The organism is Psychrosphaera aquimarina (genome assembly GCF_032461525.1).
Taxonomy (GTDB): Bacteria; Pseudomonadota; Gammaproteobacteria; order Enterobacterales; family Alteromonadaceae; genus Psychrosphaera; species Psychrosphaera aquimarina.
Window position 1 is genome coordinate 843831 of the sequence record NZ_JAWCUA010000007.1, and the last position, 12859, is coordinate 856689.

The window sequence follows — 12859 nt, forward strand, 5'->3', positions numbered from 1 at the left end:
CAGCGTCTGCTCCTTGAACAAAGAGGCTTATCAAATTTTAGAATTGCTAAGGTATTTCGGGACATAAATGAGTTACAAAATTTTATGGGTAATAAAATAGATACCAGTAGTTTTCTAAGGCGAGTTAATAAACAAAATGTCAATAACTAGTCATAGGGTCGTTACTGACATTTTCAACTGAGTATACTTACACGTTAGTCTGTACATTCTGTCCAGTTTTCACCATCCGAACTGCATTCATATAATGTTGTGCCATCATCTTGCTTAGTAGCTCTCTGCCAGTTGTCATCATTATCGATATCTATTTGAACACCGGGTTCCTCTTTGCGTTTACGCCAATATGCGGTATCAATAGTCACTTCATCTTCCCATTTATAAGGCGTTAAAATAAGGGTATCTATCATGTCTTGTGCGTTGAATTCGGGGTTATCAGTAAACTCTTTCCAGTCAGCTAGTTCTGTAAAGCGAGCTTGCTCAGCTCTAAAATAAAACGCTGCACTGTATGACGCCTCACCTTCTGTATATCTAAGGTGATAGTTTTTCTCATAAGGAGAACTAAAATCATCAAAGTTGCATTCTTCAAATGAGTTAGCCAGCGTGGCTGAATCTGAGCTATTACCTAGTTCATAATGAATACCATCAACATCGAAGCTTACTCTTTCGTTTTTAGCACAGCGATACGTACCATTCATTTCTCTGTAAGCGTCCTTTCTAACACTTAACCAGCCACTTTTATCTTGCTCATTCCACTCTTGACCTAACTCGTGAAACTTACTGCTGATAAAATCTACTTCATCCAGCTTGTCAGTATCTTGTAGCTTGCTAAATTCGACCAAATCTTCAGTACCTAGAAATACTATTTCGTCACGATACCAGCCGTTATCAACTTGAAAATATTCATCTAGCTCTGGGGTTCTATGTACAAATACTCGAATTTCAGCATTTTGATAATCGGAATATTGTTCTCTTAAATCCGTTTTACGTTTATAAGCTGCCTTTAGCCCTTTCATAATGTCTTGTGCGACATGAAATGCATCAGAGTCTTTATCAGCTATGAAATCTGCATACATTTGATCTGCAGACAAATTATAAAACTGGACTAAGCCAACAACAGCGTCCTCAATCTCTTGTTTTAACTCTTGAACCGCTTCATCATGTTTTTTCAAGTAGTGGCAATGTTTAGCATTAGTTTCGCTGTCATTAGGGTTGTTACCTTTATTTTCAGCAAATGGTGGATAACTTCGTTCTATCGCTTCCCATACAACGGTAGTTAAAGGAGATATATTTCTAACTAAACCATTAGTGAAGTCTTCCTCTGTGATTGCTTTAAAAGTAGGTTGCAATACAATTTGATAAGGGTCAGTTACTTCATGAGCTGCAACATTTTCATCCTCAGAGCCTTCATCCCATGCACCTACAGGCACATCTACAATGATTGCAGAATATGCTAAACACTCAGCATCTTCTTCAGAGATATTTAAGGTGTAATCACCACCTACTTCGGTTTCTTTTTGCGGTTCATTTGGTTCAGCGTTACCATTGCCGTTAATATCCAAAAATACCGTTCCGCCAACAATATAGCCGTCTATGGCTTTACCTGTAACAGTTAATATTTTTTCCGATGACGCTGCTGATACATTCTCATCATCAAAAGAACTGCCTCCACAACCACTTAGAACTAAACCCAACGCTAGTGAAAGTGCTAATTTCATTTTGCTTTTTACCATCTTTATTTCCTTAAATGATTACTATCTTAAAGTTTTCTTGAGTAGCACTGTAAGTTACCTTACTTATAGGACATATAACGTCTCAATTTGAAATTACTAACTTGAAGTTGATTAAGTTCAGTTGGACTTATCAATAAATTGTTTTTTGGGGGAAGATATCTAGAAATATTATTGAGGTTAATCACTTAGTTCATGATCAGCTCCTAATTTTACGTAGGAGCTTACCCTAGAAAAAAATATTAAAACTTCGTGTGAAAGTATGTAGGTAATCTTGAGTAATTTATGCCTACGCCAACTTAAATTCACAATTATTTTTTATTGCTTCTAGAGCTGATATTTGCCTAGGATCAGAGACTGCCTTTAGCTGATTTGAGATACTCTCATCAAGAGCTATACAGTAATTTTGTATGAATTTCAGTGCTGCGTAATGTTGTCCTGATTTTGAGGTTCCATCTAAAATTAATTGTGCAATAGATAATACTTTTGAGTAACTAAATTTTTCTGATAACAGATTTTGCTTAGTCACATGTTCAAACAGAGCCTGATGGTGAGTGCGCTTCTTAGCGCTTACTTTTTCTTTAGCTTTAGCTTGTTCAAGATTGCATATAGTTTTCTCGTTCCCCTGTATGTTTTCTATTGCTTTTTTCGCTTCTTCTTCTGCGTTGGCAAATAAAACCATCTCAAGTTCGTATAACTTCCAGTCGGGATTATGCTTAATACACGCAAATAAGTAATCCAAATAAACCTGATATGTATCCTCTTTTACTATTCTCTCCCAGCCTCTTTTGACTAAACTTGCTACCGAATATTCTTTTTGCTGCGAAAAACCTTTTTTTGTTTCTTTATTTCCAGTAACGTTATTTCTACCTTCCAAATAATTAAAAACGATACCAGAACTAATATTTGCATTGCACTGTAGAGCATTTAGAGTAACAACTACACGCGCATCAAATATCGCGAAACGCTTTGGTTCAACAATCGAATAAAGCTTGGTATAACTTGCTAGCCCCTTAAATGGCATTTCAAAATTACCACTTCTAACTCTGTTGATATATTTTTTTATGGTTTCGTCCTTATTGCCTTTTACCCCGCCCCAGTCTTTGATAATAATTTTAGCAACTTCAAAATCTGATTTATTTTCTTGTTTCCATAATGAATTTAAAAAATACTTTAGCTTCACATTTGCTGAAAAACCTTTCTCCATAGAATGTACAAAGCCATCAATCTTAGGGATCTTCCAACTGTATCTTCTTTCCAGTAAAGGAACTTCAGTTTCAAAATAGTTTATTAACAGGTTAAGTACTTCTTTATTCAATGATTTAATTTCTTTCATTATTTATTCCTGCCAACTTATGTTGGCTAATTAATCTATTTGCCTGCATATTGCCCCAATAACAGGACGTATAATGTCCTATTAGATTTAATTATCCATTAATCATCGCTTGCCAAGCTTCTTGAATCATTACCATTGCTAATGTATCTAGCTCACAATACATCAAGAGTCCGTGTTCAAGCTCTTTTCTTTCATAATCTGACATTTCGGTGAACTGAAGTCGAGCATATGCCGTTAAAGCTAGACCTCCGTTATTTAATTCATCAGACTCAGATAGTAGCTCAATGTCATGCTCGGAAGCTTCCGCAAACATTTTGGGTAATGATTTATACGGGTCTTTTACTTTTCCAACGTCATCAAATTCAATCCAAACTTTGTTTTCAAAGTTAAAGCTCGGTAACTCCTCAGTCCCATAAATCGTTTTTGCGTACTTTTCTTGAAGGAATTGAGAGCTATTTAAAATAGCAGGTAGTACAGCCTTTATAGAATTTGAGCCACCAGTGGCAGGATCATAATAATATTTCTTAACAAGCTCCCACTGGTCAACCATGCTTCTATCGCCCAGCCAATTGTCTTTGCTGTTATTGGAAGACTTGGTTATTGTCTTGATGAAATCACAAAGCTCGTCTTTATCTAGCTCAGGTGATGACTTCAATTGCTGATACACCATGTTTAGATAAGCATTCTCATGGTTGGAGTATCTAAAGATAGTGCCACTGTCTTTTTCTAATTGAGCTTTCAATTCTCGTACGAAATTAAAGTTCGGGAACTCACCAACTTTTGAACTTAAAAACTGTCCAGCATGTTCAACTTGACCATCAGCATATAAAATATGATGTGAAAACTGGAACGCAATTCCTTCGTATGGAGACATTCCTTTATAAAATGGAATAGCCACCGCACAAGTTTCAAAGTCTATAAAGTGCAGCGGGTAGGTCCATGTTGCCATTACATTTCTCATGCTGTCTTCATCGAAATAAACGCTTGAATCATTATCTTGTACTTTTTCTATTTGCAGCCATTGTCTTTCTTTTAGAGTTAAAGCTGGTGTAGGCGAGTCTTCATAGTTGATGTCTTCAGGCGTTAATTCTTTAAGCTTAACTTTACCACTTTCAATGCACCTGTCTGATCCTCTAAAGTTGGAAATTTCTAATACTGTAGGCTCATTAAAATCGGATTCTCTCCAATGAAGTTGCTCTTTCCAACATTCTTTAAAACCGCTCTTGTAACCATTTTTTTCTTCTTCGGTAGAACTCTTAAATTCGCAACTTTTACATTTTGAGCCGATAACAGGCAGCACCTTATCATCGTTGGCATATCTCTCAGCTAATATCTCGATATTGGCAACAAACCCTTCAGCAGGCATTCCTGTTCGTAGTTCTGTTTCATATGCTATTTGAACGGCTTTATCGGTATTTACTTTTTTAAGAATTTTAACCGATAAATCTGATTCAGTTAAAGAATTAGAAACGGCCACACCTCGCCTATTTTTTTCATCACGAGTTAGCTTGAATTTTTGGTTCAATCCATTAACCGGGCAAGGCATATCTTTATCTACAATCATTAAATAACTGCTGACAATCGCACTAGGTATTGCCTGTTTTAATACATATTTTTGGAACGCTACATCAAAGATATAAGGCTTCCACTTAGAATCTAGCTTTCCTGATTTATTTAAGAAGTCTTTGTCTTTTTTTGCAGAATAAGACTTGGCCTTAACTTCAATTAGTTGATATTCATTGCCTTGTTTAACCAATATATCAACACGAACAAATAAATTACCAAATCGAATAGCAGGTTCAAAAATAACAACCTTTTCTTGTTTCAATAACTCATTGGTTTGCTGAATGGATGTTTCATAATCAAGTGATGTAATCTCGTGTCCACCAGGGAAATAACATTTTGCCAATTCCCCCACTTGAAAGCCCCCATCAGCTAACGAAGACAAAAATGGATCGTTTAATTTATTATCGGGATACTCTTTTTTCCCCGTATAAAATAGTTTTGTTGGGCATTCTGTTGCCAACTTAAATCGTGACTTCGATAAATATCTAGGCTGGTTCATAATTCAGTTCCTTAATTTAACGCTTTCCATAACCCTATACCTGCATTAAAACAGATTAAGTCCTGATTGAATTCGAATTTAATTTATCTACTAAGCTATGGCAATTAGGCTAAACATAAATACTAGTTTGCATTTATTATGCGAATCTAAGATAAACAACCTTAATATTAGAAGGTAAGTTATTTTTAATTTCGTAAGCTTCGCATGCAGCAGACCAATGCATAAAACTGTAATTATCGTCATGTTGCACATTTAACAGTGAGAGTTCGATTTGATTGAGGTGGAATTCATATTCGACACGGCTATGAATTACACGGTCTCCCGCCCATATTAAGCAAAATTCTAAGTTCGTCATACTCCCCCTAAAAATGAATAAACTAACAGTTTATTAGGACATTATTTGTCTCATTAAAGCTGTAGGCTTATCTAAATTAATAATGAATAGGCAAGGCAATGAACCGAAATCAAATATTAGATGATTACTTTCTAATAAGTATAAATCCAGATAAAAGAGTATCAGCCTATCAGTTGCTTTCGTAAACTGGAGTTTTGTTTTCTAGTAACCTAAGTCACAGACTTGCTATTACTGATATTCAAACTCAGCCTGTTAGTAACAACTCCACGTATCTCTTTTTAAAGGTGAATGCTGAGATACATGACATTTCAAGCTTTCAGATTAACCTAATCGAATCATTAGAGGCCGTTGGTAGCTTTTCTCAAATTTATCAATGCTTGATCAATCAGTTTTACACCTTTTGTAATGTCAACGGACTGAAAGTATTTATGTATGAGGAAGCGCCGAATGCTTAAGTATATAATGCTACTGCTAGCCATAAGCCTTTTCGGTTGCTCAACTGTGAATAGAACTTGCGGGTTACCTCTGACTTTATATAACAAAGTTAAACAATACGACAGAGGTCCTAACAATGGTGCTATTGACGACAATCAAGATGGTAAAGTTGATCAATATGAGGCTTTTGGATATTGGGATTTTGAACAACTCATTAGAGTTTTCCGCTCAGGAGACCCATACCAAGAATATAAATGGACGAACATTGAAACTTGCTATGTATTCAATGTGAAAGCACTAGATTACTTGGAAGATCTAAGCCAAGCTGTTTTATATCAAACTTGCAGAGAGTTTACTTTTCAGGTTATAAGTCCGTCAGGTCAAAATATGGGTGTTGGGGCAGGCAAAGCCTGCCGGAATTTTTCAACTCATCGTTGGGAAATACTTTAGACTTTAACGCTTTGGCTTTTCATCAAATATCAATTTGATGAAAGCAATAATTAAAGCAAAGAATAACAAATATAAACAAAACCTTATAATCAGCCATATGATACTTTCTTTTTGAAAGTCGATATCTTCCCGATATCGTGTTTTTAGTTCTGATGATATTACTTGCCTATTTATCCATTGCTTTTGTAGTTCAAAATCCCTTTTTTCTTCAGCCTTATACCAGATTATATGCAACGTTAGCATCGATACAAAAATTAAAAGAGCCAAAATATCTAATTGCATAAGTTGGTTTCCGTACATAACACCAACCAACAATGCACCTGCGGTTAAGCCTGCGTAAGTAAGCATGTCTATTTTATCAAAACGCTGATTATTTTGTGTTGGCATTTTGGCAAGCAAAGAACTTAACGTAGGTCTATTTTCAAGCATTTGCTCAACCGTTGGTAAATTATTAGCCATTAGTGTCGCCCCGCTTCTGTCGATAATAATATGAGCTGGAATTGTTCCAATTCGTTAAAAAGTAAAGCAAGTTCATGTGTAACCTCTTGGTCATTGACCTTACTTAAACTCGACTTAAGCGCATCTAAAACAGCTATATTTAGACAAGAAATAACATACTTTTCTCTATTCGAGGTCAGTCGGTTGAGTGACAGTTGATTAATAACATTTGAAATCTCTGAGCTAGTAGAAAAATCTTTATATATGGATGGTTCAGCAAACATTCTCATTACGTTTAACAATTGATCAGATAACATGAAAGTTACTCCTTTGATTGACAGCAACTGTAATTTACAATTAAGTTAGGACATAAAGTGTCCTAACTTATGCAGAGAGTGGTATATGAGAACCCCGAATTCAGAATTTAAGAATGCAATTGTACGAAGCATTGATGTCGGTGAATATAATGCAATTAAATTAAAAGACTTAATTGAAAATAGACTTTTAAGCTTTAGGAAGGACAGCCAAGATTCCTTTGATTCGTTTAAGAAAAATGCTTATCGAATTATCACTTCGATGCTAGACGATGAAGGTGAGGGACTTACCAGAGTAAAAAAGGGAAATGCATATTTTTACTACTGGGCATCACAAAAAGATAAAGATGATGCTGTTGAACAGTTTGAAATGTCAGAAGAAAGAGCGTTTGCATTTGCGTTTATTAAAGAATATCTACCAGAACTGATCCCCCCTCATATATACAAAAGTCTTAAGACAGAATTTGATAAAGCGGAAGAAGTACTTGAAGACTTAGAGCTAACAAAATATTTAAGTAAAATAGACTTTAACCCTATGGGTTATGACATGCATAGCCAGTTGGATCACGATTTCGCGTCCAAAAACGAACTACAAACTTGGCAATTTGTATTTGATTGTACATTCAGCGAAGCAAGCTTTTCTGCAAAGTACCGTTCAATTCACGACAATTATGACTCTACTAAGTTGATTCTTTCGCCACAGAGGATCGTACTTTTGAATCAGCAATTAAAAGTACTGGCATATGAGCATAAAACCAACACGACTAGGTACTTTGAGATAAGAAAATTATGCGAAGTAAAAAAATCAAATGAACCATTTCTTGAGGTCAAAAAAGCCGAGTATGAATCAAGAGAGAAATTCTCTGCCATATGTCACACGTGGGTAAAAAACCACTTTGAATCTACATCTCTAGCAAATACAGCAAAATTTAAGAAACTTGCAACTGATGACTGCTGGCTGATGGAACTAGAATTAAGTTTTCCACACCATTTTAACCGCAAAGAACCAGATCCATTTTTTGTCGCAAACTATTTAAGCGGGTTTTCCGATTCAATGGTAGTGATCGAACCTGAATTTCTTAAAAAAGAAATGCAAAGAAGAACTTCTAGTTTAAATCTGGCATATCAAGATAATAAAAATGCTGAAAAAGTAATTTCTATTAGCCCATACGTTATGGCTAGAAAGCTATAGGAATATTATTTCAAATGAGCAAAGACAGCTCTAATTTCGCTTGGCTGAGGTTCTGATTTGGGATGGCAAATACCATATGCAGAGATTTGATAGAACATATCTCGATTACTTGTGAGATATATCTCACATTTAATAGGGCAAACACTGTCTTTTCTACTTACCCCAAATAAATAAATAGACTAACAACCTGTTTTTAAACAAGTTTTTATAAAAGCATCCAATATTACAACTTAAAACTTCTTAGGTTTATGTCTCTTTAGCCTTTTTCCAATTATTTAATTACGTACTATAGTTTCATCTTAACGACGAGACTGCTAAATGATTTAGCAAACATGGATTGGAATCGCTGGATGCGAAAAGGGATTTAATTAGGAAAGCAGGAGCTTTTTTGACAAGGAAACTGGGACAACAAGGACATGGATCGCAAGATGCGAAAAGGATGACGAGTATTACGTCGAACCAAATTTAGGGAGAGGAAGGCTAGGAAGCAAAAAGGACTATAACGAAGGCAGGAAGCTTTATAAAGGATTGGGAGTAGAAGGAGTGGAGAGTCTAAGGATTGGACAGCAAGGACCAAGAAGGATGAACATACAAATTGGATTTGTTTGGTAGGATGCCAAAGAGAATATAAAAAAAGTAGCTTTGGCTACTTTTTTTATGCCTAAAAATTAGCCACTAGCACTTGCTTGCTGCTCAAACTAAAAACGTTTTACCACCTCGCAACATAACATATTAACAACGGCTCCATGTTAAATAATTCCGCCATTGTTCATCATATTCCGCCATACGTTTGTGTTTTTTACCGACTAAATGATTATGTCTTTCAGCCTCAGTTATAAAAGGCCCAGCATGACAAATATCACAACCATTTTCACCAAACAATTCCGGTGGTGGCGTTAATGACGGAATGCGTTCGAACGCTGCTTGCCTATTATCCCTTGTCGTCCAAACGTAGGTTAAAGATTCGGTATCTTTTACATGTTTATCACGGTCTACATTTCTAATTTTGTAACCTGGGAGTTGTTTTATATCAAATGGCGTGCTGCCAACAAAATGGATATCACTAATCTGCGTTTTAAGGCCTTGGGTTAATGAATACTCAATATCCCACTCTATATAAGGTTTAACGTCTTTGGAGCTGATATAAGCTAACTGAGCTCCCGACTCTGATAATAAAGAGTTAAAACTATGTTTTAAAAACAACCTTAACAAACGACGGTTTAATGTATTTACACTCAACTTAATATCATCAAACTGGGTTTGTTGTATAAATTGTTGCTGGCTTGAGAAATTAGGGACAAGGGGAAACTGGAATATCACTACGTCATAACACGGTGACAATTGGTCAATGGACTCAGAACGGGTGACGTCAAATTCGGTGATAACTTCACAATCATTTTGCTTTAAAAACGCTAAATTATCATTGCCGTATTTATGCGTTAATTCATCTACTGAGTCTAATACCGTGGCAGTTAATTTATGGGGGTTGAAATGGCTGAACAAGGATCGGGAGAAAGATAAGTCACCATCTCCCACCGTTAATATCGACCATTGCGGTTTTATAATCATGTTTTTAAACTCAGAGCTATTATATAAACTCTATTATGCCTGTTTAGTACCCTAATCTACAGACACAAAAAAACCGCCGTTAAGGCGGTTTTCATTCAAATATTAATTACTTAATATTAGTTGTTGCTAACGAACTCTGGGTAAGCTTCTACACCACACTCAGAACGGTCAACACCTTCGTATTCTTGCTCTTCAGTAACTCGAATACCAATAACCGCTTTAAGAATTGACCAAACAATGAAGCTTGTTACAAATACCCAAACGAATATTGTTGCTGCACCAATTAACTGACCAGAGAACGAAGCTCCGTCGTTTGTTAATGGTACTAATAATAAACCTAATAAACCAACTACACCGTGAACTGAGATAGCGCCCACAGGATCATCAATTTTTAATTTATCTAACGCTAAGATAGAACCAACTACTAATAGACCACCTAGAGCACCAAATAAAGTTGCTTCTAGAGCAGTTGGTGTTGAAGGTTCTGCTGTAATAGCAACTAGACCAGCTAGTGCACCGTTAAGCGCCATCGTTAAGTCTGCTTTTTTGAATAATAATGCACTTAGTGCTAAAGCGGCAATTGAACCACCAGCTGCTGCTGCGTTAGTATTTAAAAATACCATTGCAACTGAGTTAGCGTTGGCGATATCACCAAGTTTTAATACAGAGCCACCGTTAAAGCCAAACCAACCCATCCATAAGATGAACGTACCTAATGTTGCCATTGGCATGTTTGCACCAGGAATTGCGTTTACTTTACCGTCTTTAGTATATTTACCTTTACGAGCACCTAGTAATAAAACACCCGCCAATGCTGCTGAAGCACCTGCCATATGAACGATACCAGAACCTGCAAAGTCAGAGAAACCTAAGTCGCCTAATGTGTATAGACCGAATACAGAAGCACCGCCCCAAGTCCAAGCACCTTCCATTGGGTAGATGAAACCAGTCATCACTACTGCAAATGCTAAGAATGCCCAAAGTTTCATACGCTCAGCAACCGCACCAGATACGATTGACATTGCTGTTGCTACAAATACAACTTGGAAGAAGAAGTCAGAAGCACCTGAGTAGATAGAGCCACCAACAAATCCGTCTTCACGTGCAGCAAAATCTGCTAATACTGCAGCTTCGTCAACAGCTTCAATTCCTGATAAGAAAAGGCTGCCGTCATACATGATTGAATAACCAACCACTAAATACATAACACATGAGATTGCAAACAAGGCTACGTTTTTAGTAAGAATTTCTGTTGTGTTTTTAGAGCGAACTAAACCCGCTTCTAACATGGCGAAACCAGCCGCCATCCACATAACCAATGCACCACAAACTAAGAAGTAGAAAGTGTCCATTGCATATTGAAGATGAAATATATTTTGTTCCATTGTAATTCCCCTATATCGCTTCGCCGTCAGTTTCACCAGTACGGATACGTACCGCTTGCGCTAGATCTAATACAAATATTTTACCGTCACCGATTTTACCTGTATTAGCAGCTTCAGCGATCACTTCAACTAAACGTTCCGCGTTCTCATCTGATGTTGCTATTTCTAGTTTTACTTTTGGTAGGAAATCAACTTGATATTCCGCACCACGATATAGTTCTGTGTGACCTTTCTGACGACCAAAACCTTTAACTTCAGTTACTGTTAGGCCTTCAACACCTACTTCACTGATGGCTTCACGTACATCATCAAGTTTAAATGGCTTGATTATGGCTGTTACCAATTTCATTGTTATTCCTTAGTATATTGTTTTTCTTATCGAGCTTACTAAAGGAAGATCAATGCCAGTAATGTAAGTTACTGTTATATATGATTGTTTCTGATTTTAGGGGCGTATTATAAAATCAATTGCACCAGATTGGTTTGTTTACATGTGCATTTGTGGTGCACAATTAATGTGCACGCATCAAGGGAAATTAAGGGGAGTTAAATTATGAAAATACAGACCAAACAGAGGTATTCACCTCTATCTTTACCGATTTATTTATAAATGCCATGGTACTTTTTACGGTGATGTTTTGATCTGACCAATTAACTTGCGACTCATAAAATTCGCCAGCAAAACGCTCTTGTTCAACAACAAGGGCAGAATTATCCGCTAACGTTAATTTTAATTGATGCGGTCTAATGTACACATCCACCGTTTTATCAATTAGAGTTGTTAAGTCTTGTTGTCCTGCATAAGGTATTTCACCCAGTTCAGAGCTGAGACTGTTAGCAGAAATAACCTTACAAGATAGCCACAGACCTTGCCCTAAAAACTCCGCAACAAACCGTGTACTTGGAGTATTAAACAAACGTTCTGCCACATCTATCTGTTCAATTTTACCATGATGTAACACCGCAATACGGTCACAAAATGCAAAGGCTTCATCTTGGTTATGCGTCACAAATAAAGCAGCAATATTATGCTGTTTTAACAAGGCGCGTATATCACCGATTAACTCAAAGCGAAATTGTGGATCTATGTTTGAAAAGGCTTCATCAAACAACAATAAATCCGGTTCACAGGCCAATGCTCTTACAATAGCAATACGTTGTTGTTGACCACCAGACAGTTCATGTGGATATCGGTCTGCGTATTCAGACATTTTTATAAGGGACAATAACGATTTTACTTTTTGCTGCTGTTCAGCTTTTGATAATTTATCTAAACCAAAAGCCACATTTTTAGCCACAGTCAAATGAGGAAATAAAGCATAATCTTGAAAGATAAGGCCAATCTTTCTTTCTTCGGAAGGTATATTTACACTATCACCTAGTACTTGTTTCCCGCCAATTAATACGTCACCAGATACGTTTTCTAATAATCCAGCAATCGCTTTTAATACGGTACTCTTACCGCCTCCCGATGGACCAAACAACGCAACTATCTCACCTGCATTTACCTGTAACTCAAGGTCTTTAATGATCTTATTGGTTTGATAACTCACATTCAATTTAGACAGGCTTAACACTGGCACAGTAATACTTCCA

12 protein-coding genes are annotated in these 12859 nt (G+C 36.5%); 2 read left to right on the top strand and 10 right to left on the bottom strand.

Annotated features, from left to right (window positions below):
- Positions 1-194 precede the first annotated feature (194 nt).
- The 4 genes from RT723_RS10315 to RT723_RS10330 form a co-directional block, all read right to left on the bottom strand.
- Positions 195-1727: a hypothetical protein gene (locus RT723_RS10315; RefSeq protein ID WP_315946986.1), complete on the bottom strand. Its 1533-nt coding sequence runs from the start codon at positions 1725-1727 to the stop codon at positions 195-197.
- Positions 1728-2013: 286 nt separating this feature from the next.
- A complete protein-coding gene (locus RT723_RS10320) occupies positions 2014-3060 on the bottom strand; it encodes a hypothetical protein (protein WP_315946988.1) in 1047 nt (348 codons plus the stop codon).
- 91 nt (positions 3061-3151) lie between these two features.
- On the bottom strand, positions 3152-5125 hold the full coding sequence (locus RT723_RS10325; protein ID WP_315946989.1) for a DUF2779 domain-containing protein: 1974 nt from the start codon (positions 5123-5125) through the stop codon (positions 3152-3154).
- 136 nt (positions 5126-5261) lie between these two features.
- Positions 5262-5480 (bottom strand): hypothetical protein, encoded by a 219-nt coding sequence (locus tag RT723_RS10330; protein WP_216053702.1) that lies wholly within the window; start codon positions 5478-5480, stop codon positions 5262-5264.
- A gap of 501 nt (positions 5481-5981) precedes the next feature.
- Between RT723_RS10330 and RT723_RS10335 the strand changes: the two genes are divergently transcribed.
- Positions 5982-6365 (top strand): hypothetical protein, encoded by a 384-nt coding sequence (locus tag RT723_RS10335; RefSeq protein ID WP_315946990.1) that lies wholly within the window; start codon positions 5982-5984, stop codon positions 6363-6365.
- Positions 6366-6368: 3 nt separating this feature from the next.
- Here the strand turns inward: RT723_RS10335 and RT723_RS10340 are convergent, their stop codons facing one another.
- Positions 6369-6824 (bottom strand): hypothetical protein, encoded by a 456-nt coding sequence (locus RT723_RS10340; protein WP_315946991.1) that lies wholly within the window; start codon positions 6822-6824, stop codon positions 6369-6371.
- Positions 6824-7120, bottom strand: coding sequence for a hypothetical protein (locus RT723_RS10345; protein WP_315946992.1), 297 nt, complete (start codon positions 7118-7120; stop codon positions 6824-6826). Before RT723_RS10345 ends, RT723_RS10340 begins: the two co-directional genes overlap by 1 nt.
- A gap of 85 nt (positions 7121-7205) precedes the next feature.
- On the opposite strand from RT723_RS10345, the gene RT723_RS10350 reads away from it, so the two are divergent.
- Positions 7206-8309 (top strand): WYL domain-containing protein, encoded by a 1104-nt coding sequence (locus RT723_RS10350; protein WP_315946993.1) that lies wholly within the window; start codon positions 7206-7208, stop codon positions 8307-8309.
- 732 nt (positions 8310-9041) lie between these two features.
- Here RT723_RS10350 and RT723_RS10355 read toward each other — a convergent pair.
- The 4 genes from RT723_RS10355 to RT723_RS10370 form a co-directional block, all read right to left on the bottom strand.
- The gene (locus tag RT723_RS10355; protein ID WP_315946994.1) at positions 9042-9878 is read right to left on the bottom strand and encodes a Rossmann-like fold-containing protein; all 837 of its coding nucleotides are present in this window, start codon (positions 9876-9878) and stop codon (positions 9042-9044) included.
- Positions 9879-9994: 116 nt separating this feature from the next.
- Positions 9995-11263 (bottom strand): ammonium transporter, encoded by a 1269-nt coding sequence (locus RT723_RS10360; RefSeq protein WP_315946995.1) that lies wholly within the window; start codon positions 11261-11263, stop codon positions 9995-9997.
- Between the two features lie 10 nt (positions 11264-11273).
- Complete coding sequence (gene glnK / locus RT723_RS10365; protein ID WP_216053694.1) at positions 11274-11612, bottom strand: P-II family nitrogen regulator; 339 nt, start codon at positions 11610-11612, stop codon at positions 11274-11276.
- A gap of 202 nt (positions 11613-11814) precedes the next feature.
- Positions 11815-12846 carry an ABC transporter ATP-binding protein gene (locus RT723_RS10370; protein WP_315946996.1) on the bottom strand — a complete coding sequence of 344 codons (1032 nt, stop codon included), beginning with the start codon at positions 12844-12846 and terminating at the stop codon, positions 11815-11817.
- Positions 12847-12859 lie beyond the last annotated feature (13 nt).

What these genes read in the sequence shown, in the direction of transcription:
- RT723_RS10355 (WP_315946994.1), bottom strand. Translation starts at nt 9,878, where the DNA reads ATGATTATAAAACCGCAATGGTCGATATTAACGGTGGGAGATGGTGAC.
- RT723_RS10315 (WP_315946986.1), bottom strand. Translation starts at nt 1,727, where the DNA reads ATGGTAAAAAGCAAAATGAAATTAGCACTTTCACTAGCGTTGGGTTTA.
- RT723_RS10360 (WP_315946995.1), bottom strand. Translation starts at nt 11,263, where the DNA reads ATGGAACAAAATATATTTCATCTTCAATATGCAATGGACACTTTCTAC.
- RT723_RS10330 (WP_216053702.1), bottom strand. Translation starts at nt 5,480, where the DNA reads ATGACGAACTTAGAATTTTGCTTAATATGGGCGGGAGACCGTGTAATT.
- RT723_RS10340 (WP_315946991.1), bottom strand. Translation starts at nt 6,824, where the DNA reads ATGGCTAATAATTTACCAACGGTTGAGCAAATGCTTGAAAATAGACCT.
- RT723_RS10325 (WP_315946989.1), bottom strand. Translation starts at nt 5,125, where the DNA reads ATGAACCAGCCTAGATATTTATCGAAGTCACGATTTAAGTTGGCAACA.
- RT723_RS10345 (WP_315946992.1), bottom strand. Translation starts at nt 7,120, where the DNA reads ATGTTATCTGATCAATTGTTAAACGTAATGAGAATGTTTGCTGAACCA.
- RT723_RS10350 (WP_315946993.1), top strand. Translation starts at nt 7,206, where the DNA reads ATGAGAACCCCGAATTCAGAATTTAAGAATGCAATTGTACGAAGCATT.
- glnK (WP_216053694.1), bottom strand. Translation starts at nt 11,612, where the DNA reads ATGAAATTGGTAACAGCCATAATCAAGCCATTTAAACTTGATGATGTA.
- RT723_RS10320 (WP_315946988.1), bottom strand. Translation starts at nt 3,060, where the DNA reads ATGAAAGAAATTAAATCATTGAATAAAGAAGTACTTAACCTGTTAATA.